Origin of the sequence: Cohnella phaseoli (assembly GCF_003386235.1) — a bacterium.
Classification (GTDB): Bacteria; Bacillota; Bacilli; order Paenibacillales; family Paenibacillaceae; genus Cohnella; species Cohnella phaseoli.
The window spans coordinates 76,626-101,051 of sequence record NZ_QRDZ01000036.1 but is presented as its reverse complement, the minus strand read 5'-3'; the positions used below and the strand labels follow the sequence as shown (position 1 = coordinate 101,051).

Sequence of the window (24,426 nt, the reverse complement as noted above, 5' to 3'; positions counted from 1 at the left end):
GACCCCTGGAAGAACACCAGGTTGATAGGCTCGGGGTGGAAGCGCAGCAATGTGTGGAGCTGACGAGTACTAATCGGTCGAGGGCTTATCCTAACCTCGTGCGATGCAAATCGCTACGAACAGGGTTTTGGCCTACAAAGCAAGACACTTCACCTTCTTCTAAGCGCGAGTTTGGTTCGTATCCGGTTTTCAGGGCGCAAGCCTTGCGAATTGAAACAAACGTGTATCGGTTCAGGTATCGTGCCGAATCGTGTACTCGATGTGGCGGCGTAGCTCAGCTGGCTAGAGCATTCGGTTCATACCCGGAGGGTCAGGGGTTCAAGTCCCTTCGCCGCTACCATACCTTATTCCCATGGAGGCTTAGCTCAGCTGGGAGAGCATCTGCCTTACAAGCAGAGGGTCGGGGGTTCGATCCCCTCAGCCTCCACCATAACAATGCGGAGCCGTGGTGTAGAGGCCTAACATGCCTGCCTGTCACGCAGGAGACCGCGGGTTCGAATCCCGTCGGCTCCGCCATTTATTTTCCGATTATGCATCGGTTGCCTTTAACAGGGACAAGCAAGGCTCGATAGCTCAGCTGGTAGAGCAGAGGACTGAAAATCCTCGTGTCGGCGGTTCGATTCCGTCTCGAGCCACCATTCGTTTCATCGGGTTTCAAATATGGAGGGTTAGCGAAGTGGCCAAACGCGGGAGACTGTAAATCTCTTCCTTCGGGTTCGGTGGTTCGAATCCATCACCCTCCACCATTACCCGAGCCATTAGCTCAGTTGGTAGAGCACCTGACTTTTAATCAGGGTGTCGAAGGTTCGAGTCCTTCATGGCTCACCAGTTTTTGAACTGACAGCAGACGTTGATACGTCTGCTTTTTTGATTTATGCACAGCAGGAGGCGTAACAATTTAGGCGGAAACCCGCTTAAAAAGAAGTCCACGATAATTGGCCGCCGAGTGGGGCCGATATCGGAGAATTTAAGGTGGAATACCCGTCCTAATTTGGCCAAAAGAGCAAAGTACGTTGATTTAGAGTGGAAAATCCTTCTTAATTTTTCCAAAATGGAAGAATTCCGGGAATAGAGCGGAAAACCCGCCCTAAAAAGCTCAAAAATAGTACGGCCGCGAATTTAAAGCGGTTTTTCAGCTTTAAAACTACAGCGTGTACTCCCTCATCAGCGAATCGAGCGGGGGATTTGATTGCCGTCGATCGTAGGCAAAACAAATGGAGATATAAGGAGAGATCAAGGCGTGACAAATCCGATTTTCGAACGGCTGATGCCGGCTCCTGCAGGGGGCGGTTACTGTGAAAAGGACCATTATATATGGTGCGGCTCTTGTGTGCGAGGCGAGGATGGGCGTTATCATCTGTTCGCATCCCGGTGGAGCAAGGAGTTGGGCTTCGGGAGCAACTGGCTATTCAATTGCGAAGTCGTAAGGGCCTCCAGCGAGGTTCCGGAAGGACCCTACAAGTATGAGGAGACCGTGCTGAGTCGAAGGGATCGTTCGTTTTTCGACGGAATGAGCCAGCATAATCCATATATTCAATACTGGAATGGCACCTACTATCTTTACTATATGGGGACTACATACGGAGGCCCGATTCCGGGACCTGGAGACGAGGTGCCGGGGGAACGGCAAATCGAGGTGTGGAACAACAAACGGATCGGACTGGCCGTAGCCTCGTCAATATTCGGTCCGTGGACACGACGGGATACGCCGCTGCTGGAGCCGCGTGTGGGGCATTGGGACTGCACAGTGACGACAAACCCCGCTGTGACGATTTTGCCCGACGGAAGGACCTATATGATTTACAAGTCGAGAGAGTACGCAGGAGCCACGTTGCAGCTCGGTATTGCGGCCGCGGATAGCCCGGAAGGCCCTTTTCGCCGACTGACGGACGATCCGATCCTGGGCTTCTCCGATCCGGATCTTCATGTGGAGGACCCTTTCCTATGGTATTCGGACGGGATGTTCCATCTGCTGATCAAGGACGATAGCAAGAACGGATCGTATGGACTGACAGGCGAGTGGGGAGCCGGAGTGTATGCGACGAGCGAGGATTGTATTGAGTGGCGGATCCATCCCGATCCGAAGGCTTACTCCAGAACGGTGATCTGGGAGGATGGCACGCGAACGGAGATGTGCAACCTGGAGAGACCGTACTTGTTGATTCAGAACGGACAACCGACGCATTTGTTTGCGGCAGCGGGGACGGGAGAAGGCCCCTACCAATTCGAGCATACCCGGAGTGTGGTTATCCCTCTGTCGTCGGATAAAGCGAAAAAAACAGGGGAGTAGAAATAGCCCGGGTGTTTTGAATGTCTTTGGGGAAAAGTAAGGGAAATCGTCGAGCAACCGATCAGGAGGAATTCCCGATGATCTACCTTTACGCGTGTGGCCTTTCTTTTCTGCTCGTGCTCTTGACGGTCCCAGCCATAAGGGAACTCGCTCTTAAAATCGGTTTCGTGGATCGTCCGACCAAGCGGAAGGTGCATTCGAAGCCCATTCCTCTTAGCGGCGGTCTGGCTATCTATGCTGGAGTCATTGCGGCTGTATGGGCATTCCTCGGAAGCGGTCCGAAGCTGGGCGCGCTGGCGCTCGGGGGAGGGCTGCTCGTAGCCGTGGGTTTGATCGACGACGCCTTTAAGGCCTACGGCAAGGAGTTTCCGGTGTGGCCGAGACTGATTGCTTATATCGGCGTGTCGCTCATTCCGTCCGCATTCGGAATTTCGATTGCCGGCATTTCGGCGCCGTCTCGTTCCGCGATGATTCTGTTTTCCCCGGGCTGGGCGGCCTTCTTTACTCTGCTGTGGGTATTCGCACTTATTAATATGCTCAACTTCATCGATGGGGTCGACGGATTGGCTTCCGGCGTAACCGCGATCTCCTCGATGACGTTGTTCGCCGCCTCGCTCCTATTCGCACATAAAGACACCGCGCTCATAGCCATTGCGCTCTCCGGCGCTTGCCTGGCTTTCCTCGCGTACAATTTTCACCCCGCCCGTATTTTCATGGGAGACGCGGGTGCGACCTTCCTGGGGTACACGCTTGCGGTAACGGCCGTGGACGGTACGCTCAAGGGAGCGACGCTGCTGTCCCTATCGGTTCCGATGCTCGCTCTTGGCGTGCCCATCCTGGATACGATGATCGTATTTTCGCGCAGATTGCTCGAAGGCAAAGGCCTGCATCGAGCAGACAATCTGCACACCCATCACAGTCTGATGAAGTGGGGACTGACTCAGGTTCAGACCGTAAGCTTCCTTTATCTGATCGCGGCAGTGTTCTCGCTATTGTCGATCGTCGTGCTGCTCATTCTTCGTTGAATCGCCCGGCCAACGTCAAATATGGTACAATGACGCATATCGCTATCTTTGCTGACAAGGGGCTTCAACGATGAACAAAACCAAGTTGCAGGAGCTGAGCAAGCTGCTCGACGCGACGGTCGTCGCCAAAGTGCTGACCGGAGCCGAATGGCAGAAGGAGGGCGGCGAGAAGCACCCCGAAGCCGGAGACGCCATTCAGACGGACTCGGGCTGTTTGATGATCGCGCGCGTTAACGGCTCCGAGCTTCATTGCGTCGAGATTAGCACCGTGCTGACTCCGCTCGAGAAACGGCTTCTGAGCTGGGCGATTCGTCAAGGAAACATGCGCCCTGTTTCGGCGGCCTCCGATTTGGAACGTCAAGCCAGACGATTCGGGGAATGGGTCCAGCAGTCGGTGGCGGCGGGCGAGTGGAGAGCCGAGGTTCCCGAGCGCATGGAGCTGCGCAATCGGCTATTCGATGGAATGGTGCCGTTTCTTCTGTCCTGCGAGCAAGTGGAAGACAAGGAACCGTCGTACAGCGAATTGGAGAAGACGATTCGGACGTATATTCCGGAAGACACGCTGCTGATTCCTCTTCGGGAGCACGAATGGCTCGTGCTCACCAGCGACAGCGTCTTGTCCGAGGCGGATGCGGACGGGGACGAGGAAATCGGCCATGAAGAGACGAAGGAGCTGCTTGCTTCGTTGGCTCAAGGGCTACACGAGCTGATCACGACCGAATGGGGCGGAGAGTGCCACATCGCGGTGGGGGAGCCGATCGTGCCGTCGGAGAACGTCGTACGCATCGTCGCTACGCTGAGGGAAACGACTTTCCTGGGCCGTAAGTTCCATGTAGGGATGCAGATCCATCTGCCGTGGCTCGTTCATCTCGAAAGGCTGCTCAGCGGCATTCCCGAGACGGTTCGTTCCCGGTTTGTCGAAGAGATGATGGGCAGACCCGATCTGTTCACCGATTCGGAGACGGTCGCTACGCTGGACGCGTTCTTCTCGATGGACTGCAATGTAAGCGAAACCGCCAAAAAGCTGTTTATTCACCGCAACACGCTGCTATACCGGCTGGATAAGATCAAAAACGAGGCGGGATTGGACGTGCGCTCCTTCAACGACGCCGTTCTTGTCCGGATCTTGCTGCTATTGTACAAAGTCACGAAAAGGAAATGAATTTTTTGTACGCTTTGTGCATAGTCATCTGGCCCGGCCTTAAGGTAAGATAGTCATGTACCTTCAAACGAAGTTTAGGGGGAAATGTACATGGCAGGCGTTCGTTTAGAAAGCGTGTATAAAAAATATCCGGGATCCGATAAAGCATCGGTAACCGACTTTAACCTGGACATCCAGGACAAAGAGTTTCTCGTTCTCGTAGGTCCTTCCGGCTGCGGAAAATCGACTACGCTGCGTATGATCGCAGGACTTGAAGAAATCTCCGAAGGCAAGCTGTATATCGGCGACCGCGTCGTGAACGACGTCGCTCCGAAAGACCGCGATATCGCGATGGTATTCCAATCTTACGCTCTGTATCCTCATATGAACGTGTATCAGAACATGGCGTTCGGTCTGAAACTGCGTAAATTCCGCAAAGACGAGATCGATCGTCGCGTACGCGAAGCTGCTCGCACGCTGGAAATCGAGCACTTGCTCGACCGTAAGCCGAAGGCTCTCTCCGGCGGTCAGCGTCAACGTGTCGCCTTGGGACGCGCAATCGTTCGTGAGCCTCAAGTGTTCCTGATGGACGAACCGCTTTCCAACTTGGATGCTAAATTGCGTACGCAAATGCGCGCGAACATCTCCAAATTGATGAAGCGTCTTGAGACGACTTGTATCTACGTAACGCATGACCAAACGGAAGCCATGACGATGGGCGATCGTATCGTCGTTATGAAAGACGGCTTCATTCAGCAAGCCGCTACTCCGGATGTTCTGTACAACCACCCGATCAACCTGTTCGTTGCCGGCTTTATCGGCGCTCCTGCGATGAACTTCATCACGGGCCAACTGGTTGAAGAAGGCGGCTCCGTACGTTTCCGCGCTACGGGCTTCAACGTTGAAGTTACGGAAGGCAAAGCGAAGCTGCTGCGCGCCAAAGGTTACATCGGCCGCGAGATCATCCTCGGCATACGTCCTGAGGACCTTCACGAAGAACCCGTATTCATCGAAGCTTCCCCGAACACTGTCGTTAACGCGACGATCGAGGTTGCCGAGAACCTGGGTCACGAGCAGTACCTGTACCTGAACGGTCTGGGCAAAGAGAACGTCATTGCTCGTGTAGACGGACGTGCCGGTCTTCGCGAGAACCAAAACATCAAGCTCGCGATCGACATGAACAAAATCCATATTTTCGACAAAGACTCGGAACTGAACATTTTCGAGAGCTAATAGATCGGTAAGAGCGGAAACCGTTCGGCCAATGGCCGGACGGTTTTTTGCCACTTGGTCGGCTTTATAGAGGTTGAAGAAAGTATAAATTGATTTGTCCGATTATTTTCGATACGATAAATAGGGGAAAACAGGAAAGGAGCTGTACGATGGCCAAGAAAGTGAGAGTATCCGAGCTCGTGCAGCAATTTCACCTCGAAATTGTGGCCGGCGAAGACGGATTGCGGCGCACTATTGTAACGGATGATCTTAATCGTCCTGGCTTGGAAATGGCCGGCTATTTCAATTACTATCCGGCGGAGCGGGCGCAGATGTTAGGCCGTACGGAGCTCGCGTTCCTGGAAACATTGACTTCGGAAGAACGGCGCGACCGGATGGAGCGGCTGTGCCATGAGGAAACGCCTTGCATTATCATTACGCGCGGACAGGACATCCCGGGCGAACTCGTTGAGATTGCGAATGAACGTCATTTTCCGGTGCTGCGAAGCTCGGTCGCGACGACGATCCTGTTAAGTCGGATTACGACTTTCCTGGAGAAAAAATTGGCGCCTTCGGCGACGATTCACGGCGTACTCGTAGACGTCTACGGCGTAGGCATGCTCATTACCGGAGGCAGCGGCATCGGCAAGAGCGAGACGGCGCTGGAGCTGGTCAAACGCGGACATCGGCTGATTGCGGACGATGCGGTCGAAATTCGACAGACGGCGGACAATCATCTGTTCGGCACGTCCCCTGAGCTGATTCGGCATTTGCTGGAAATTCGCGGCTTGGGTATCTTAAACGTAATGACGTTGTTCGGTGCGGGAGCGGTGAAAAATCAGACGAGCATCAGCCTAGTCGTTCGTCTGGAAAACTGGCAGCAGGACAAGCAGTACGATCGTCTCGGACTGGACGAGGAGACGACCAAGATTATCGAGACGGAAGTGCCGCTGCTTACCGTTCCGGTAAGGCCGGGACGAAATCTGGCGGTCATTCTGGAAGTGGCGGCAATGAATTATCGCCTTAAGCGGATGGGATATAATGCGGCGCAGCAGTTCACGAACAAGCTAACCGAAGCGATATCCGAGGACGACTACGAATAATCGAGTGGAGGAAGACGATGTTTACGATGCTGCTCAATCCGATCGCGTTCTCGATCGGCTCTCTGGATGTACATTGGTACGGCATCATTTTGGGGTCGGCGGCTTTGGCGGGCCTTCTGCTTGCGGTGCAGGAAGGAAAACGCTTCGGCCTGAACGCCGACTTTTTCCTGGACTTGCTGTTAATCGGGGTTCCATCTTCCATTATCGTCGCGCGGCTGTATTATGTTGCGTTCAAATGGGACTACTACCAGGCGAATCCGGGCGAGATCATCCAGATCTGGAACGGCGGAATCGCCATCTACGGAGCGTTGATCGGCGCGCTGCTCAGCGGTTTTTTCTACATAAGGGCCAAAGGCTACAGCTTCTTAAGAATCGCCGACATTTGCGCGCCCTCGCTGCTGATCGGGCAAATGATCGGACGCTGGGGCAACTTCGTTAATCAGGAGGCTTACGGCGGAGAGGTAGAGGAGTCGTTCCTGCGCGATACGCTGCATATTCCGGGCTTTATCGTGAATCAGATGAACGTTGAGGGAGTGTTCCATCACCCGACTTTCCTGTACGAATCGCTGTGGAGCCTGGTAGGGCTGGTTGTGTTGTTCGTGATCAGACGCCGCAATTTCCTGAGAAAAGGCGAGCTGCTGTTCACCTACTTCATCTGGTATTCCATCGGCCGCTTCTTTATTGAGGCGCTTCGTACCGACAGCTTGGCCTTTAAGGGGCCGGAGTGGCTTAAGTCGGTGCTCGACGCGCTATGGTCTCCGATGACGGCCGTATTCGAGCAAGGCTATTTGAATCCGGCTGAGGGCAATATCCGGATTTCTCAGTTACTTGCGCTTCTGCTCGTCCTTGGCGGTATCATTTTGATCGTGGCGAGGAGAACGATGGGATACGCAGCGGAGAGGTACAACGACCCGCTAGTGAATTTCAAAACCGGGAAAACCGCGTTGCAGACGCGCGAAGAAACGGAGAACAGCAAGAATGACGCAAACAAGAACGACTCCAACGACGCAGACGGAGGAAACGACGCCGGCGGCACGGAAGCCCCAAGCGAAAATCACGACCGTCCTGTTTGATCTTGACGGTACGATAATCGATACGAACGAACTGATCATTCAGTCTTTCATGCATGCGCTGATCGGTCATGTTCCCGCAAGCTTCGGGAGGGAGCATATCATCCCGTCGATGGGAGAGCCGCTGTCCGTGCAGATGAAGCATTTTACCGGGAGAGAAGATATAGCGACGCTAGTCGGCGCTTACCGGGAATACAACCTGCTTAAGCATGACGAGATGGTATCGCTCTTCCCCGGCGTGAAGGAAACGATCGAACAGCTTCATCGGCAGGGCATTCGGCTTGGCGTCGTGACGACGAAGATGAGGGAGACGACGCTTCGCGCACTTAAGCTGCTGGAGATCTACTCCTATATGGATACGATCGTGACGTTGGACGATGTGGACAACGCCAAGCCGCATCCCGAGCCGGTGGCGAAGGCGGTAGCCGCGCTTGGCACGGAAGCCTCGGAGACGCTGATGGTGGGAGATAGCTCCGTCGACATCGTGTCGGCGCTCCGGGCGGGGGCCGTTCCCGTCGGCGTGGCATGGTCGCTCAAAGGCGAGGAGCTGCTGCGCAGTTCCGGGGCATCGTATATCATCAAGGAGATGGAAGAACTGCTGACCCTATGCGGAATCGGAAATGAGGGTGCTTGAGTTGAGGAACGTGGAGCGGTATCCGGTGGAAGGGGCGAATGCGCTGTGGCAGGTGTACCGCACGGTGTCCCGGTTCAAGGCGGTTCGCAATTTTGTCTTCATCCAGATCGCGCGATACTGCCCGAGCTTGCCGGTTAAAAACTGGATTTACAGGCGCATCCTCGGAATGAAAGTCGGGCGGCATACGGCGTTTGCGCTCATGGTAATGGTGGACGTCTTCTTCCCCGAACGAATTACGGTTGGAGATAACACGATTATCGGCTATAATTCGACGCTGTTGACGCACGAATACTTGATTGAAGAATACCGTCTGGGAGATATCCGGATCGGCTCTAACGTGATGATCGGGGCAAACGTAACGGTTCTGCCGGGAGTGACGATCGGAGACGGTGCGGTCGTTGCGGCCGGTGCGGTTGTTCATAAGGATGTTGCGCCTGGAATGAGAGTAGGGGGCAATCCTCTCAGGGAGTTGTAGGTTAGGCGCTCGAATCACCGCCTTGCTGCCGATGACGGCAACGGGCGGTTTTTTTGATTTCCTGCGGCAGTCCTTACAGGCGCAGGCGAGGATTGACTCGAAAAGAGCGACATGGTAATATACCACTAATCTCTTTATTTTGGCAGTATGGTAACATGGTAGTGCTTTAATGTGATGAAGCGATCGATGCAAGCAGCTCAAACAACCTGTTTGAAGTCGTTAAAAGCAATAGAGGATAAAACGAAGAAGGTGCGCGAAAATGACGAAACCGAAAGTGTTCGAGAAGCCGACCGGGGTAAAGGATTATTTGCCGCACGCGGTCTCCAAGCTGAGGAAGATCGAGCGAAGCGTGCTGGAGTGCATGCAGCTGTGGGGTTACGAACAGATCATCACCCCTGCGCTGGAATATTACGACACGGTCGGAATGGCCAGCTCGACATCGGATCAGAAGCTGTTTAAGCTGCTGGACCGCCGCGGGACGACGATCGTACTGCGTTCCGACATGACGGCGCCGATCGCGCGCGTCGTCGGCTCGCTGCTTAAGGACGATTCGTTCCCGATCCGGCTCAGCTATCATGGCAATGTGTTCCGGGCATTCGAGGAAGAGGGCGGAAGGGATTCTGAGTTTTATCAGACCGGCGTCGAACTGGTCGGAGACGCTTCTCCTGAGGCGGATGCGGAGATGATTGCGCTGGCCGTCGCTTCCTTAAAGGCGGCGGGAGTGCCGTCGTTCAAGATCGCGATGGGGCATGTCGGTTTCTTGAACGGTTTGTTCGAGGAGACGCTGCCTGGGCTGGTTAGCGAGCAGGAGACGCTAAAAGCCTGCTTGCTGCAGCGAGATCACGTCGGCTACCGGGATGCAATCCGCAAGCTAACGCTGGACGCTGCGTGGAAGAAGGAGCTGGAGGATATTTTGCGGCTTCGCGGCGGTCAGGAGGTATGCGATCAAGCGCTGGAGCTGAGCGCGAACGAGAGAGCGCAATCGGCGATCCGTCATCTGTGCGAAGTATGGGACGTGCTGGAAGCCTACGGCATTCAAGAGCATGTGCTGATCGATCTGACGATGATCGGGGATTTCTCCTATTATACGGGGATGACCTTTGAAGGCTATGCTTCCCATCTGGGATTTCCGGTGTGCAGCGGAGGCCGGTACGACAACTTGCTCGCGCAGTTCGGGCGTCCCGCTCATGCGACGGGCTTTGCATTGAAGACGACGCGCATTCTCGAAGTCGTGGAAGACGCCGCCGAGCAGCGCGAGCGGACGCTGGTCGCGTATGCAAGCACGCGGCGACAAGAAGCGCTCGTGAAGGCAAGCCAGCTTCGCGAGCAGGGAGCGATCGTGGTAACGGCGCTCGTATCGACTGCGGAGCTGGGGGAGTTGCGCGCTGCGGATCTGGAACGACACTTGAGCAAGGGCGAATTGGTTTATCGGGGCAAGTCGTACGACAAGCTGGTTCCTTTTGACTACGGAAAGGAAGGGTTGGCATGACGGACAGCGGCACTTTGAAAGTCGCGATGCCCAAGGGGCGCATCTATAAGCAGGCCAGCAAGCTGTTCCGGCAGGCGGGGCTGCCGATTCCGGAGGATTTCGACGACTCCCGCAAGCTGATTATTCCGGTACCGGAGGCGAACATGGAGTTCATCATGGCGAAGCCGGTCGATGTTCCGACGTACGTGGAGTACGGAGTGGCCGACATTGGCATCGTGGGCAAGGACGTTCTGATGGAGGAAAATAAGGACGTCTACGAGCTGCTTGATCTCGGAATTGCGAAGTGTCGGATGTCGGTCATCGGACTGCCCGACTGGAAGCCGGTCATCAATCCTCGTGTGGCTTCGAAATATGCGAACGTAGCTTCGCAATATTTTCGCGAGCAGGGGCAGCAGGTGGAAGTGATCAAGCTGAACGGCTCGATCGAGCTTGCTCCGCTGATCGGCTTGGCCGATCGGATCGTGGATATGGTGGAAACGGGGCAGACGCTTAAGGAAAACGGACTCGTGGAGATGGAGACGCTATTCCAGGTGACGAGCCGGCTGATCGCCAATCGCGTCAGCTACAGGCTGAAAAATGCGGCGATTCAGGAGCTTTGCGACCGGCTGGGCGCGATTATCGGCGCTCCGGTGTGAGGCGGGTTTGAGACGGTGATGCGAGGAGGCGAAGGCATGTATATTGGAAAAGCGGACGGATTCCGGTTAGATCGGCAGAGCGAATACGGCTCTCCGGAGCAGAACGCGACCGTGCGGGAGGTCGTGGAGGCGGTGCGTCTGGAAGGCGACGAGGCGCTGCTGCGGTACACGGCGGAGTTCGATAAGGTGTCTTTGACGCCCGAACAGCTGCGGGTGACGGAGGAAGAGATTCAGGGCGCTTACGCTAGGGTAGAGCCGGAGTTTCTCACGGCGCTGCGGCAGGCGGCGGCGAACATTACGGCGTTCCACGAGAAGCAGAAGCGCGGCTCGTGGATGGACGTGGCGCCGGACGGCACGATGCTGGGCATGGCGATCCGCCCGCTGCGCCGCGTCGGGCTGTACGTTCCCGGAGGCAAGGCGGCGTATCCGTCGTCGGTGCTCATGAACGTGCTTCCGGCCAAGGTGGCCGGCGTGCCGGAGATTGCGATGGTGACGCCGCCGGCGACCGGCGGACGGGAAGGGATCGACCCGTACATTCTGGTGGCGGCCGCAGAGGCTGGCGTAACGGAGATGTACCGGGTCGGGGGAGCGCAGGCGGTCGCCGCGCTCGCCTATGGGACGGCGAGCATCCCCGCCGTCGATAAGATTTGCGGGCCCGGCAACATTTTCGTGGCGCTGGCGAAACGCGCCGTGTACGGCGCGGTCGACATCGACAGCATCGCGGGCCCGAGCGAGATCGTCGTGCTGGCGGACGACAGCGCCGATCCGCGGTATGTGGCCGCGGATATGCTGTCGCAGGCGGAGCACGATGAGATGGCTTCGGCGGTGCTCGTGACGCCGTCGCAGGCTTTGGCATCGGCGGTGCAGGCGGAGCTGGAGCGCCAGGTTGCGGCTCTGCCGCGGGTGGACATCGCCCGCAGCTCGCTGGAGCGGCACGGGGCGATCCTGATCGTGGACAGCCTGGACGAAGGGCTGGACGTGGTCAACAAGCTGGCGCCGGAGCATCTGGAAGTGATGACGGACGAGCCGATGGAGCTGCTCGGACGCATCGAGACGGCGGGGGCGATCTTCATCGGCCCGTATAGCTCGGAGCCGGTAGGCGATTATTTTGCGGGCCCGAACCACATTCTGCCGACGAACGGCACGGCGCGGTTCTCGTCGCCGCTGAACGTGGACGATTTTCTGAAGAAATCGAGCTTGATCCGATACAGCAAGCAGGCATTGTTAAGAGACGCCGCAGGAATCGCGACGCTGGCCCGGCATGAAGGGCTGGAAGGTCACGCGCGCGCGGTGGAAATCCGATTGGAAGGCAGGGAGACGAAGTGAGCGTAGAAAATGTGCAAGGAGGCCGTTCGTCGGCCGTATCCCGCAAGACGAATGAGACGGACATCCAATTGTCCCTTGGAGTAGACGGAAGCGGCGAGGTGTCGCTTGAGACGGACGTTCCGTTCTTGAATCATATGCTCGACTTGTTTGCGAAGCACGGCCAGTTCGATTTGAAGGTCGAAGCGCGCGGCGACGTGGACATCGACGATCATCATACGGTTGAGGACATCGGCATCTGCTTAGGTCAGGTGCTGCGCGAGGCTCTGGGAGACAAGAAAGGCATCAAGCGCTACGCCAGCGTGTTCGTGCCGATGGACGAGGCGCTTGCGCAAGTCGTCGTCGACATTAGCAACCGGCCGCATTTCGAGCTGCGCGGGGAATTCCCGGCGGCTAACGTAGGCAGCTTCACGGTCGAGCTTGTGCATGAGTTCCTGTGGAAGCTTGCGTTGGAAGCGCGCATTACGCTGCATGTCATCGTCCACTATGGACGCAATACGCATCATATGGTCGAGGCCGTGTTCAAGGCGCTCGGACGCGCGCTGGACGAAGCGACTTCGATCGATCCGCGCGTGAAGGGCGTGCCTTCAACCAAAGGGGTGCTGTAAGTGATTGCGATTATCGACTATGGTATGGGCAATCTGCACAGCGTCAGCAAAGCCGTCGAGCGGCTGGGCTGCGAGGCGCGGGTCACTTCCGATCCGCGCGAAATACTGGCGGCGGACGGGGCGATTCTGCCGGGCGTCGGCGCGTTCGGCGATGCAATGGCGAATTTGCGCGAGACCGGGCTGGTCGATACGGTGAAGGAATACGCGGCTTCGGGCAAGCCGTTTCTCGGTATCTGCCTCGGAATGCAGCTGCTGTTCACTGAGAGCGAGGAGCACGGGACGCATCGGGGGCTGGATCTGCTGCCGGGCCGCGTCGTTCGGTTTCAAGGGGATTACAAGGTTCCGCATATGGGCTGGAACGAGCTGACGTTTAAGCAGGAGAGCCCGTTGTTCGAGGGCGTGGAGCCGGGGCACGTGTATTTCGTCCACTCGTATCACGCGCTGCCGGAGCGGGAGTCCGATCTGCTGGCCGTGACGGATTACTACCAGCCGGTAACGGCGATCGTAGGCCGGGGTTCGGTGTACGGCATGCAGTTCCATCCGGAGAAGAGCGGCGAGCTCGGCATGGCGCTGCTCCGCAAGTTCACGGAGAGGGTTGTCGGGAAATGAAGTTTAGACCTTGTATCGATATTCACCAAGGCAAGGTGAAGCAGATCGTCGGGGAAACGCTGCAAGCGAACGCCTCGAAGGTCGTGGAGAACTTCGTCTCCGAACGGGGGGCGGAATACTATGCTTCGCTGTATAAACAAGACGGGTTAACCGGCGGGCATATTATCATGCTCGGCGGCGGCAACCGGGAGGCTGCGCTGTCTGCGCTAAGGGCCTATCCCGGCGGCTTGCAGATCGGCGGAGGCATCACGGCGGAGAACGCAGCAGATTACTTACGCGAAGGGGCTTCGCACGTCATCGTCACTTCTTACGTTTTCCGCGACGGTCGCCTTCAGATGGACAATCTGCGGCGTATCGTTGCGGAAGTCGGCCGGGAACGGCTCGTACTCGACCTCAGCTGCAAGGAACGGGACGGCAAATGGTACGTGGTGACCAACCAGTGGACGACGTTTAGCGATCTGGAAGTGAACGAAGCGACCGTCCACGAGCTCGAAAGCTACTGCGACGAGTTTCTGATCCACGCCGTTGATGTGGAAGGGAAGCGGGAGGGCGTACAGGAGAAGCTGGCAGCCAAGCTCGCCGAATGGGCGACGATTCCGGCCACTTATGCAGGCGGTGCGCGATCGCTCGCGGATTTGGCGCGATTCCGCGAATTGACGCGGGGCAGGCTGGACATTACGATCGGCAGCGCTCTCGATATTTTCGGAGGGACTCTTCCCTATAGCGAAGTCGTGGCCTATTGCGATCCGTCGCGGTCGTCATAACGGATAACGAGGGATAAGGGGGAACGCTACATGTTGGCTAAAAGAATTATACCTTGCTTGGACGTGAAGGACGGAAGAGTCGTTAAGGGCGTCAATTTCGTGAATTTGCGAGATGCCGGAGACCCGGTGGAGCTGGCGGCGATCTATGATCGGGAAGGCGCGGACGAACTGGTGTTTCTGGACATTTCCGCATCGGTGGAAGGCCGGGCGACAATGGTCGACGTCGTGCGGAGAACGGCCGGGGAGATCACGATTCCGTTCACGGTCGGAGGCGGCATCTCGGCGGTGGAGGACATGAAGCGGCTGCTTCGCGCCGGCGCGGACAAAATCGGCATCAACACGGCGGCGATTCGCAATCCGGATCTGATTACGGACGGCTCGCGGACGTTCGGCGCGCAGTGCATCGTGGTTGCCATAGACGCGAAGTTCAACGCGGAGTGGGGCGAGTGGGAAGTGTTCACCCACGGCGGACGCAATGCGACGGGCATTCGCGCGCTCGAATGGGCGAAGGAAGCGGAGCGCCGGGGAGCGGGCGAGATTCTGCTGACGAGCATGGACGCGGACGGCACGAAGGACGGCTTCGATGTCGCGTTGACCAAAGCGGTCTCGTCGAGCATAGGCATTCCGGTCATCGCCTCCGGCGGAGCGGGCAACGCCGAGCATTTTGCCGATGTGTTCGCGGAAGGGCAAGCGGATGCGGCGCTGGCGGCGAGCATTTTCCACTACAAGGAAGTTACGGTGCAAGAGGTTAAGACAGCGCTGCGGGAAAAAGGAGTGAACGTCAGATGACGCAACAGCAACAGCAATGGCAAAAAGAGATTAAATGGAACGCCGACGGGCTTGTGCCGACGGTTGTGCAGGACGCGCTGAGCAAAGAGGTGCTTATGCTCGCCTACATGAACGAGGAGTCGCTGCAAAAGTCGCTGGAGTCCGGTCAAACGTGGTTTTGGAGCCGGTCGCGCGGCGAACTGTGGAACAAGGGAGCGACGAGCGGCCATACGCAGCAGATCGAGTCTCTGCATTATGACTGCGACGGCGATACGCTGCTCGTGAAGGTGCGCCAGAACGGACCGGCGTGCCACACGGGAGCTTACAGCTGCTTCTATCGCGAAGGAACGGCTCATGCATCTGAAGCCGCAGCGCAGCAGGAGGACCGCTTCGGTCCGCTCAGCAGGCTGGAGGCGACGATCGCCCAGCGCGATGCGGAGCGTCCGGAAGGCGCGTATACGACCTACTTGTTCGAGAAAGGCGTCGACAAAATTCTCAAGAAAGTCGGAGAGGAAACCGCCGAAGTGATCATCGCCGCGAAAAACCGCGACGGAGACGAGCTGCGCTGCGAGTCCGCCGATCTCATTTTCCACCTGATGGTACTGCTTCGCGAGCAAGGCATTCCGTTCGACGATGTGCTGAAAGAGCTGGAGTTCCGCCATCGCAAGCCGGTCAAGAAGGATTAGGTGAAGCGGCCATGACACAGACGCAAGGCATGCTCATCGATTATCATACGCATCACGAGCGCTGCGGCCATGCGGTCGGCAAGCTCGAAGACTACATCCTCAGCGCGATGAAGCAAGGCATGGAGCAGATCGGCTTGTCCGATCACATGCCTTTGCTGCATGTCACCGACAAGGATAACCCGGATTCCGCAATGCCGATGGAGGAGCTTCCCCGCTATGTCGAGGAGGCTCTTGCCCTGAAGGAGAAGTATAAGGGCCGCATCGAGGTGCGCGTCGGGCTGGAAGGCGATTACGTCGAAGGCCAGGAGGAAAAGATCGAGCGGATCGTAAACGGTTATCCGTGGGATTACGTGATCGGTTCGGTGCATTTTCTCGGAACGTGGGATGTGACGGACTTCCGCCAGGTCGACCGCTGGGAAGGGCGCCGTGTCGTCGAGGTGTACGAGCAATACTTCGATGCGATCGCGAAGGCTGCGGCAACCGGATTCTACGACTATATCGGCCATATGGATGCGATCAAGCGGTTCGGCTATCGTCCGGAGGAAGATGTAAGCGCACTGGAAGACGCCGCGCTGCAAGCGATCAAGAAGCACGATTTGGCCTTTGAGCTGAATGCAGCCGGAATTTATGCCCCTTGCAAAGAGATGTATCCGTCCGTGTCGATCCTTGAACGGGCCAGAGCTTACGATATCCCTGTCACGTACGGTTCCGACGCTCACCACCCCGACAAAATCGGACAAAAAGGGGCGGAGGCGAAGGAGCTGCTGCGAAAAGCGGGGTATACGGAGCTGGCCGTGTTTACAGAAAGAAAACGGAAATTGAAATCTTTTTAAAAAAGGCCCGAACTCATGTATAATGGAAATGATGACTGACGGATTTCGACACCTGGAGCGTCGAATCGCCAAAATATGGAGGGGCACATGTACAGCAGTAGTAAGCTTCGTATCTTTTCGGGATCATCCAATCCGCTATTGGCAGGCAAGATCGCCGACAATCTGGGAGTGCCGCTGGGGAAAATCAAGCTTTCCCGATTCAAGAGCGGCGAAGTGTACGTTCACTACGAGGAGACGATTCGCAATTGCGACGTTTTCTTGGTCCAGTCTCTATCTCATCCGATCAACGATTACTTCGTAGAATTGCTGGTTATGATCGATGCAGCCAAGCGGGCTTCGGCGCGAACGATTAACGTCGTGCTGCCTTATTACGGCTATGCCCGGCAGGAAAGGAAAGCCGCTCCACGAGAGCCGATCTCCGCGAAGATGGTGGCCGACGTGCTGACGACGGTCGGCGCTCACCGTATCGTGACGATCGATCTGCATGCTCCTGCGATCCAGGGGTTTTTCGACATTCCGGTCGACCATTTGACCGCACTGGATTTAATCAGCGATTATCTGAAGTCGAAGAACATCCGCAATCCGGTCGTCGTATCTCCGGACGCCGGACGAGCTTCGACGGCGGAGAAGCTGGCGAACCAGTTGGATTGCTCCTTCGCTATCATGATCAAGAAGCGTCCCGCGCACAACGAATCCGTCATTACGCACGTGATCGGAGACGTCGAAGGCTTTACGCCAATTATTATCGAAGATATGATCGATACGGGCACGACGATCGTGAACGTCGTGGAAGGGTTGAAGGAGCGCGGAGCGGAAGACCCGTTCGTATGCGCCACTCACCCGTTGTTCTCCGATCCCGCCTTGCAGCGTCTCGACCACCCGAGCATCAAGGAAGTGGTCGTCACCGACACGATCCTGTTGCCGGAAGAGCGTTCTTCTCGCTTCAAGGTCATCTCGGTTGCGCCTATGCTTGCGGAAGCGACGCGCATTATCATGGAGGGCGGCTCGATCAGCACGCTGTTCAAGACTAAGGGCGTATAGAAAGCATAGGTTAGGCGGAAGGGGCGGTCCCATAAGCCAACCCAGTTGCTGTGAAAGATATTCGACAAACAAGATAGGTGTAAGTACCTCCTATGAAGCAATCTTCGGGAGGTGCTTACACCTTCTTTTTTTATCAATCTTTTGAAGCAACTTTGGAAATGCAAGGGATTCCCTTTCACAGGTTCAACTTTGACGAAACCAGAAAAGAGGCGCTTTGCACGACTTTGCGAAAACGGATCGAGATGTTGTCCGAAATCGTTCAATCTTTTACGACTACCGGATGGAGCGACGATCGCAAATCGGATGTTTCGATAAATGTGGCTTATAGCGGCGGCGAGAAAGCGGACAACGACAATTAGTTCGTAACGTTGCCAAATCGCACCATAGATTGTATCCGCAACACCATCTTTAGCTTGCCGTTACAAGCGGCAAGCTGTTTGTTATTCGCGTCGAGACGCATGCGGCAACCAGAACCTCATCATCGCCAGCGGGTTTTATTTTATGGACGGCGCAGGCTGTGTTATAATCTTGGATAACGAGTTTCAGACTACGAGGGAGGTGCCTTGCGATGAACCAGCGGAAGCGCGCTGCGAAACCCCGGCGTCCCAAAGTTATCCCGATGAGATTGGATGCGACATTTTTCTTCGAGCGCGCCGTACAGTCGCTGGATCGGTACCATTACGACAAGGCACTGAAATATTTTCGCCGTGCGGTGGAGTATGAGCCGGAGAATCCGGTCAACCACTGCAATATGGCCGGCATTCTGTCCGAGATGGGACGGTACGAGGAATCGAATGTGATTCTGCGCTCGGTGCTGGATCAGATCGATCCGGCGATGACGGAATGCTATTACTATTTGGCCAATAACTATGCCAATATGGAGCTTTTCGAAGCGGCCGAGGAGGCGCTCGTCCGGTATCTGGAGAACGATACGGAGGGCCAATTTCTGGAGGAGTCGGACGAACTGCTCGACCTGCTTCACTATGAGCTGAACCGCCCGGCGAAGCTGTCGACCATCAAGGCTAAAGAAAATATTTACGCGCACGACAAGGCACGGGAGCTGCTGGAGGCAGGCCGGTTCGCCGAGGCGGTCAAAATGCTGGAAGAAATTATCGAACGGCAGCCGGACTTTCTGGCCGCAAGGAATAACCTGGGATTGGCATACTATTACATGGGACTGTTCGACAAATCGATTGCGACGATTACGGAGGTGCTGGACGCCGAACCGGGCAATCTGCACGCGCTGTGCAATCTGGCGATCTTCTATCAGCATTCCAATCAGCAGGGGCAGCTTCAAGCGCTGATCTCCAAGCTGAACAAGACGATTCCGTTTCATCCCGAGCATGTGTTCAAAATGGCGACAACGCTGGGCATCGTAGGGGAGCACCGCGAGGCGTACCAGCATTTCCGTCGTTTGCTGCGCACGGGAGAGTTGGCGGGAGAGCCGAGTTTGCATCATTTTGCCGCGATTGCGGCGGTAAATCTGCATAGGTATGAGGAGGCCAAGAAGCATTGGCAGCAGGCCGAGAAGCTCGATCCAGGCTCCCAGGTGCCGGCATTCCATCTGAAGCGATTGGAGCGGGTAAGTGCGGGTGAGGAGAGTCCTCCTGCGCATTATCACTACCATCTTCCTTTCGAAGAGCAGTTCAAACAGTGGGAAAACAGCCCCGGCCAGGTGACGGAGGCGCTTAAGAGCGATCCTCTCATCCGCTCCTCTTTCTTCTGGGCGCTTAGGCACGGCGATCGCCGCACGAAGGTGCAGGTTATTCAGGCGCTTGGACTTGTTGCGGACGACGAGGTGGTCGAGGCGCTAAAAGCTTTCCTGGTCGATCCGGACGAGGAGGACGAACTGAAGCGGGTGGCTGTGCTGGTGCTCCGCTCCATCGGAGTGCAGGATTCGCTTTCCGTCATCTTCAGCGGACGGGCGCTGACGCTGGAGGCGCGTCGCAAATCCGCGCAGCTTCCGGTATGGGACAGCGCATGGCAGACGGTGCTCGAGCAGGCGCTCGAAGGAATGTCCGGGCGTTATGACGTTGTACAGCAGCACGATATGATGACGTTGTGGGTCGATTTTCTGTCGCGCGTATATCCGGATGTGCCGAAGCTGCACAAGTCGACGGGATGGGCGGCGGCGCTCGAGTATTGGACGGCCAAGATGCATCGCAGAACGGTGACTTATGCGGACCTGGTCAGCCGATACGGCGTGTCTCAGGCGAGTATTAGCCGGTATGCGAATCGGATCGACGAAGCCTGCGGAATTCGGGAGAAGCTGGACTTGACGAGGCCGTCGTTCCATTGACGGCGAGTATTCTTATTATTTCTTATGAGGTGTCGACAATATGTCAGATTCATTGTTCGTAGGCGTAGATTTGGGCGGAACGTCCATTAAGGTAGGCTTGTGCAACGAGGAGGGAGACCTGCTCCGTACTTATGAAGGCCCCACGCAAGCCTCCGATGGAGCGGATGCCGTTCTGTCCAATATTGCAGCCTATGTCCGGGAGCTCGTGCCTCCGGGAACGGAGGAATGGGAGAAGGTCGTCGGCGTAGGCATCGGCATTGCCGGGTTCCTTAACATTCCGGAAGGAATCATCAACTTCTCGCCGAATCTTCCGTTCAAGGATGTGCCGGCGAAGTTCATTATGGAAGAGAAGCTGGGCAAGCCGGTCAAGATCAACAACGACGCCAACGTAGCGGCGCTGGGCGAAGCCTGGGGCGGAGCGGGGAGAGGCGTGCAGAATTGCGTTTGCTATACGCTTGGAACCGGTGTCGGCGGAGGCGTCGTTCTGAATGATCGGTTGATTGAAGGGGCTTCGGGAATGGCGGGAGAGCTAGGCCATATCACGATCGTGCCCGATCTCGAAGCGATCCAGTGCGGCTGCGGCAGGATGGGCTGCCTGGAGACCGTATCTTCGGCCACGGGCATTATTCGGATGGCGAAGGACGCCGTTGCCAGGGGAGACAAGACGTCACTCGCCCTTGTGGAGGGCGAATTAACGGCCAAGCACGTCATCGACGCCGCGAAGGAAGGCGATGAGGTGGCTGTACGGATCGTCAGCCGGGCGGCGTTCTACTTGGGCAAATCAATGGCGGTCGTGGCGCTCGTCGTCAATCCGCAGCGCTTTATTCTTGGAGGCGGGGTAAGCAAAGCAGGAGAGTATTTGTTCTCGCAAATCCGCGAAGTCTTTCGCAAGCTGACGCCGGCGAACGCTACGGAAGGCGTGGAGATCGTAGCGGCGGAGCTCGGCAACAACGCCGGAGTGGTAGGAGCGGCGGGGTTGTTCCTGCGGGCATAATCGCAGCAAGGCGCTCGGCTCCGCAGCTTGTGAGGCGGTCCCGGGCGCCTCATGTTATTCGTCGTTCTGCGAAGGGACGATGGCAAGATGAGCCTCAGGGGGAGTGGAAGGGCATGGATACGATAACGACGCAGCCAAGGCTCGTCATTATAACCGGGATGTCGGGAGCCGGCAAAACGATCGCCGTGCAAAGCTTGGAGGATCTAGGCTTTTTCTGCGTCGACAATTTGCCGCCGGTGCTTATTCCCAAGTTTGCGGATTTAATCGACCAGTCGCAGGGGAGAATCGCCAAGGTGGCCCTGGTTATCGATTTGCGCGGACGCGAATTTTTCACGGCGCTGTCGGAATCGTTGAACCACATTCGTGAGAACAGTACGATCCACTACGAGATTCTATTCCTCGACGCGACGGATGCGGTGCTTGTGCAGCGTTACAAGGAGAGCCGCAGGCGTCATCCGCTTGCTCCGGACGGACTGCCGCTGGACGGGATCCATTCGGAGCGCAAGCTGCTTGAAGATTTGAAGGGCTGGGCCAATCAGGTTATCGATACGAGCAACCTGAAGCCGGCGGCGTTAAAGGAGAAAATCGTCGCCCGGTTTACGAATATGGATCAGAACAACATCTCGATCAATGTCACGTCGTTCGGATTCAAATACGGCGTTCCGATCGATGCCGATCTCATTTTCGACGTCCGGTTTTTGCCGAATCCGCATTATATCGACACGCTTCGTCCAAAAACGGGCGCCGACCCGGACGTGTACGATTACGTGATGAAGTGGCCGGAGACGCAGACCTTCCTGACGAAGCTGCTCGATATGCTGCAGTTTCTGATCCCGATGTACCACAAGGAAGGTAAAAGTCAGATCGTAATCGGTATCGGTTGTACGGGAGGCAAGCACAGATCAGTGGCGCTGGCCGAATATTTGGGACGTAGACTGGGAGCCAGCGAAACGGAATCGGTGCGGGTGAGCCACCGCGATTCCGAGCGCGATCGGCATTGAGGTGAGGGAATGAGCAAAATACAATCCCTTGCGCGCAAGCCGCGAATCGTCGTGATCGGCGGAGGCACCGGTCTGTCCGTCATGCTGCGCGGCTTAAAGCAAAAGCCGCTGGACATCACGGCCATCGTCACGGTCGCCGACGACGGCGGCAGCTCCGGCATTTTGCGAGAGGAGCTGCAGATTCCGCCGCCCGGCGATATTCGCAGCGTACTGACCGCGCTTGCCGATCGGGAGCCGCTGATGGCCGAAGTGTTGAAATACAGATTTCAGAACGGTACGGGCTTGGCCGGACATAGTCTCGGCAATCTCATTCTGGCGGCGATGACGGACATTACCGGAGATTTCGTTACAGGCATTACCGAGCTAAGCCGGATTCTCGCCGTCAGGGGACGCGTTCTGCCGGCGGCTAACCAGTCGATCGTGCTGAAGGCGGAGATGGAAGACGGCTCGATCGTAGTGGGAGAATCGTCGATTCCGAAGTCCGGACTCGCTATCCGCAGAGTGTACTTGGAGCCGCCCGACGTTAAGGCGCTTCCGGAAGCGGTAGAAGCGCTCCGGGAAGCGGATGCGATACTGATCGGTCCGGGAAGCCTATATACGAGCATTATCCCGAATCTGCTCGTACCGGAGCTGGCGGAAGCGATCGTGGAATCGGATGCGGTTAAGCTGTTCGTCTGCAATGTCATGACGCAGCCGGGAGAGACGGACAATTACTCCGTCAGCGATCACCTGGCCGCCGTTCACGCCCATATCGGCCATCATCTATTCGATTATGTTATTGTGAACGATGGGGAAATTCCCCCGCAGGTGGAAAGCTTGTACGCCGAACAGGGGTCCAAGGCGGTTCACCTCGATCTGGAGGAAGTTACCCGGAGAGGCTACAAGGTAATTGCAGACAAGCTTGTCCTGTTCCGCACTTACTTGCGTCATGACGCGAAGAAACTAAGCGAGCATATTTACCAGCTGGTCGAGGGCTGGATGCTCAGAAAGGGGTGACAAAGGCATGTCTTTTGCAGCGCAGACCAAAAAGGAGCTCACGATGCTTGAGGGCGACAGCTGCTGCGAAAGGGCGGAACTGTCGGCGCTGATTCGAATGAACGGTACGATCTCGCTGTCGAACCGCAGGGTCATGCTGGACATCGCTACGGAGAACGCCGCCATATCGCGCCGGATCTATACGTTGTTAAAGCGTCATTTTACAGTCGTGACCGAACTGCTCGTTCGTAAAAAAATGCGACTGAAAAAAAACAACGTCTATGTCGTGCGCATTCCGGCCGGCTCCGAAGCGATATTGAACGATTTGAGCATCGTCTCGGAAGGGTTTCTGTTCCATCCAAGCATCGACAAGGAGCTTGTGCGCAAAAGCTGCTGCAAGAAAGCTTATTTGCGGGGCGCGTTCCTGGCGGGCGGCTCAGTGAACAATCCCGAAGGCTCGTCTTATCACCTGGAAATCTCGTCGATGTACGAGGAGCACTGCAAGGCGCTCGTCGATCTGGCGAACAGGTTCCATCTGAACGCCCGGTTTATCGAGCGGAAGAAAGGGTTTATCCTCTACATCAAGGAAGGCGAGAAGATCATCGAATTTCTGAACATCATCGGCGCGCATCAGGCGCTGTTCAAATTCGAGGATGTCCGCATTATGCGGGACATGCGCAATTCCGTGAACCGCATCGTCAACTGCGAGACGGCCAACTTGAACAAAACGATCGGAGCCGCCGTTCGGCAGATCGATAATATCAAGCTGCTCGCCAAAGAGATGGGATTGCACAATCTTCCCGACAAGCTGCGGGAGGTAGCCGAAGTCAGACTTCAGCATCCCGATATTAACTTGAAGGAAGTCGGAGATCTGCTGAAAGGGCAAGTCAGTAAGTCAGGCGTCAACCATCGGCTCCGCAAGCTCGACGAACTGGCGGAAAAAATCCGAAACGGCGGGGCATAACCGTATGGCGCATTTGTTCATATCAATGTTATAATGATGTAGAGCTGGAGTACGGGAGGTCCCGACTAGTGGGACGAATTAAAGATAGGGGGTATCCGGTCCATGACGAGACAGCCGGTAGTCGTTCGGCTTAAGACAGGTCTTCACGCCAGACCGGCGGCACTATTCGTGCAAGAGGCCAATAAATTTTCTTCCGACGTCTTCGTAGAGAAGGACGAGAAGAAGGTTAACGCGAAGAGCATCATGGGCATTATGAGCCTGGCGATCAGCTCGGGGACGGAAGTTGCGATAAGTGCGGAAGGTTCGGACGCAGAACAGGCTGTAACCGCTTTAGTGCAGCTTGTGAGCAAAGAAGAACTGGAAAATCAATAATAAGTTCTGCATGAGGCCCCCTGGAGGGGCTTTTTGCGTTTATGGATTTTTTGTCCTAGGCGTGAAACATTTGTCTCTCTCGTCGCGTTTATAAAGACAAACCGATGAAAGGGGC

Annotated in this window: 25 protein-coding genes, 6 tRNA genes and 1 rRNA gene; all 32 read left to right on the top strand. The window is 56.3% G+C overall.

Going from position 1 to position 24,426, the window contains the following annotated elements; genetic code table 11:
• A 23S ribosomal RNA gene (locus DFP98_RS32170) occupies nucleotides 1-93 on the top strand; the annotation flags it as partial.
• A gap of 170 nt (nucleotides 94-263) precedes the next feature.
• Nucleotides 264-340: transfer RNA gene (locus tag DFP98_RS32165), tRNA-Met, on the top strand.
• 14 nt (nucleotides 341-354) lie between these two features.
• Nucleotides 355-430, top strand: a tRNA-Val gene (locus tag DFP98_RS32160).
• A gap of 9 nt (nucleotides 431-439) precedes the next feature.
• Nucleotides 440-516, top strand: a tRNA-Asp gene (locus DFP98_RS32155).
• A 46-nt stretch (nucleotides 517-562) separates the two neighbouring features.
• Nucleotides 563-638 (top strand) — tRNA-Phe (locus tag DFP98_RS32150).
• A gap of 24 nt (nucleotides 639-662) precedes the next feature.
• Nucleotides 663-746: transfer RNA gene (locus DFP98_RS32145), tRNA-Tyr, on the top strand.
• Nucleotides 747-752: 6 nt separating this feature from the next.
• A tRNA-Lys gene (locus DFP98_RS32140) sits at nucleotides 753-828 on the top strand.
• A 412-nt stretch (nucleotides 829-1,240) separates the two neighbouring features.
• Nucleotides 1,241-2,290 (top strand): glycoside hydrolase family protein, encoded by a 1,050-nt coding sequence (locus DFP98_RS32135; RefSeq protein ID WP_116064727.1) that lies wholly within the window; start codon nucleotides 1,241-1,243, stop codon nucleotides 2,288-2,290.
• A gap of 77 nt (nucleotides 2,291-2,367) precedes the next feature.
• Nucleotides 2,368-3,315, top strand: a complete 948-nt coding sequence (locus DFP98_RS32130; protein WP_116064726.1) for an MraY family glycosyltransferase — start codon at nucleotides 2,368-2,370, stop codon at nucleotides 3,313-3,315.
• Between the two features lie 70 nt (nucleotides 3,316-3,385).
• Nucleotides 3,386-4,477 (top strand): PucR family transcriptional regulator, encoded by a 1,092-nt coding sequence (locus tag DFP98_RS32125; protein WP_116064725.1) that lies wholly within the window; start codon nucleotides 3,386-3,388, stop codon nucleotides 4,475-4,477.
• Nucleotides 4,478-4,567: 90 nt separating this feature from the next.
• Nucleotides 4,568-5,689: an ABC transporter ATP-binding protein gene (locus tag DFP98_RS32120; protein WP_116064724.1), complete on the top strand. Its 1,122-nt coding sequence runs from the start codon at nucleotides 4,568-4,570 to the stop codon at nucleotides 5,687-5,689.
• A gap of 149 nt (nucleotides 5,690-5,838) precedes the next feature.
• Nucleotides 5,839-6,771, top strand: a complete 933-nt coding sequence (hprK, locus tag DFP98_RS32115; protein ID WP_116064723.1) for an HPr(Ser) kinase/phosphatase — start codon at nucleotides 5,839-5,841, stop codon at nucleotides 6,769-6,771.
• Between the two features lie 17 nt (nucleotides 6,772-6,788).
• Nucleotides 6,789-7,844: a prolipoprotein diacylglyceryl transferase gene (gene lgt / locus DFP98_RS32110; RefSeq protein ID WP_116064722.1), complete on the top strand. Its 1,056-nt coding sequence runs from the start codon at nucleotides 6,789-6,791 to the stop codon at nucleotides 7,842-7,844.
• Complete coding sequence (gene ppaX, locus DFP98_RS32105) at nucleotides 7,750-8,475, top strand: pyrophosphatase PpaX (RefSeq protein WP_116064721.1); 726 nt, start codon at nucleotides 7,750-7,752, stop codon at nucleotides 8,473-8,475. Before lgt ends, ppaX begins: the two co-directional genes overlap by 95 nt.
• Complete coding sequence (locus tag DFP98_RS32100) at nucleotides 8,462-8,950, top strand: acyltransferase (RefSeq protein WP_116064720.1); 489 nt, start codon at nucleotides 8,462-8,464, stop codon at nucleotides 8,948-8,950. The genes ppaX and DFP98_RS32100 overlap by 14 nt, the downstream gene beginning before the upstream one ends.
• Nucleotides 8,951-9,209: 259 nt before the next feature.
• Entirely contained in the window at nucleotides 9,210-10,439 is a 1,230-nt protein-coding gene (locus DFP98_RS32095) for an ATP phosphoribosyltransferase regulatory subunit (RefSeq protein WP_116064719.1), read from the top strand.
• Nucleotides 10,436-11,074, top strand: a complete 639-nt coding sequence (gene hisG, locus DFP98_RS32090) for an ATP phosphoribosyltransferase (RefSeq protein WP_116064718.1) — start codon at nucleotides 10,436-10,438, stop codon at nucleotides 11,072-11,074. The genes DFP98_RS32095 and hisG overlap by 4 nt, the downstream gene beginning before the upstream one ends.
• Nucleotides 11,075-11,110: 36 nt before the next feature.
• Complete coding sequence (gene hisD, locus DFP98_RS32085) at nucleotides 11,111-12,400, top strand: histidinol dehydrogenase (protein WP_116064717.1); 1,290 nt, start codon at nucleotides 11,111-11,113, stop codon at nucleotides 12,398-12,400.
• Nucleotides 12,397-13,005, top strand: coding sequence for an imidazoleglycerol-phosphate dehydratase HisB (hisB, locus tag DFP98_RS32080; protein WP_116064716.1), 609 nt, complete (start codon nucleotides 12,397-12,399; stop codon nucleotides 13,003-13,005). The genes hisD and hisB overlap by 4 nt, the downstream gene beginning before the upstream one ends.
• Nucleotides 13,006-13,614 carry an imidazole glycerol phosphate synthase subunit HisH gene (gene hisH, locus DFP98_RS32075; RefSeq protein WP_116064715.1) on the top strand — a complete coding sequence of 203 codons (609 nt, stop codon included), beginning with the start codon at nucleotides 13,006-13,008 and terminating at the stop codon, nucleotides 13,612-13,614. It begins immediately after the preceding gene.
• Nucleotides 13,611-14,378 (top strand): phosphoribosylformimino-5-aminoimidazole carboxamide ribotide isomerase, encoded by a 768-nt coding sequence (hisA, locus tag DFP98_RS32070; protein ID WP_116064714.1) that lies wholly within the window; start codon nucleotides 13,611-13,613, stop codon nucleotides 14,376-14,378. The genes hisH and hisA overlap by 4 nt, the downstream gene beginning before the upstream one ends.
• 30 nt (nucleotides 14,379-14,408) lie before the next feature.
• Nucleotides 14,409-15,167, top strand: coding sequence for an imidazole glycerol phosphate synthase subunit HisF (gene hisF, locus DFP98_RS32065; RefSeq protein WP_116064713.1), 759 nt, complete (start codon nucleotides 14,409-14,411; stop codon nucleotides 15,165-15,167).
• Nucleotides 15,164-15,832, top strand: a complete 669-nt coding sequence (hisIE, locus tag DFP98_RS32060; RefSeq protein ID WP_116064712.1) for a bifunctional phosphoribosyl-AMP cyclohydrolase/phosphoribosyl-ATP diphosphatase HisIE — start codon at nucleotides 15,164-15,166, stop codon at nucleotides 15,830-15,832. The genes hisF and hisIE overlap by 4 nt, the downstream gene beginning before the upstream one ends.
• Before the next feature lie 29 nt (nucleotides 15,833-15,861).
• Nucleotides 15,862-16,665 (top strand): histidinol-phosphatase HisJ, encoded by an 804-nt coding sequence (gene hisJ / locus DFP98_RS32055; protein WP_116064734.1) that lies wholly within the window; start codon nucleotides 15,862-15,864, stop codon nucleotides 16,663-16,665.
• Nucleotides 16,666-16,752: 87 nt separating this feature from the next.
• Nucleotides 16,753-17,706, top strand: a complete 954-nt coding sequence (locus DFP98_RS32050; RefSeq protein WP_116064711.1) for a ribose-phosphate diphosphokinase — start codon at nucleotides 16,753-16,755, stop codon at nucleotides 17,704-17,706.
• 224 nt (nucleotides 17,707-17,930) lie between these two features.
• A complete protein-coding gene (locus DFP98_RS40075; protein WP_281275179.1) occupies nucleotides 17,931-18,065 on the top strand; it encodes a hypothetical protein in 135 nt (44 codons plus the stop codon).
• Nucleotides 18,066-18,274: 209 nt separating this feature from the next.
• Nucleotides 18,275-20,005, top strand: coding sequence for a tetratricopeptide repeat protein (locus tag DFP98_RS32040; protein WP_116064709.1), 1,731 nt, complete (start codon nucleotides 18,275-18,277; stop codon nucleotides 20,003-20,005).
• Nucleotides 20,006-20,045: 40 nt separating this feature from the next.
• Nucleotides 20,046-20,999 carry an ROK family glucokinase gene (locus tag DFP98_RS32035; protein WP_116064708.1) on the top strand — a complete coding sequence of 318 codons (954 nt, stop codon included), beginning with the start codon at nucleotides 20,046-20,048 and terminating at the stop codon, nucleotides 20,997-20,999.
• A 113-nt stretch (nucleotides 21,000-21,112) separates the two neighbouring features.
• Nucleotides 21,113-22,000 (top strand): RNase adapter RapZ, encoded by an 888-nt coding sequence (gene rapZ, locus DFP98_RS32030; protein ID WP_116064707.1) that lies wholly within the window; start codon nucleotides 21,113-21,115, stop codon nucleotides 21,998-22,000.
• A gap of 9 nt (nucleotides 22,001-22,009) precedes the next feature.
• Complete coding sequence (locus tag DFP98_RS32025) at nucleotides 22,010-22,996, top strand: gluconeogenesis factor YvcK family protein (protein ID WP_116064706.1); 987 nt, start codon at nucleotides 22,010-22,012, stop codon at nucleotides 22,994-22,996.
• Between the two features lie 7 nt (nucleotides 22,997-23,003).
• Nucleotides 23,004-23,939, top strand: coding sequence for a DNA-binding protein WhiA (gene whiA / locus DFP98_RS32020; protein ID WP_116064705.1), 936 nt, complete (start codon nucleotides 23,004-23,006; stop codon nucleotides 23,937-23,939).
• 102 nt (nucleotides 23,940-24,041) lie between these two features.
• A complete protein-coding gene (locus tag DFP98_RS32015) occupies nucleotides 24,042-24,311 on the top strand; it encodes an HPr family phosphocarrier protein (protein WP_094042918.1) in 270 nt (89 codons plus the stop codon).
• Nucleotides 24,312-24,426 lie beyond the last annotated feature (115 nt).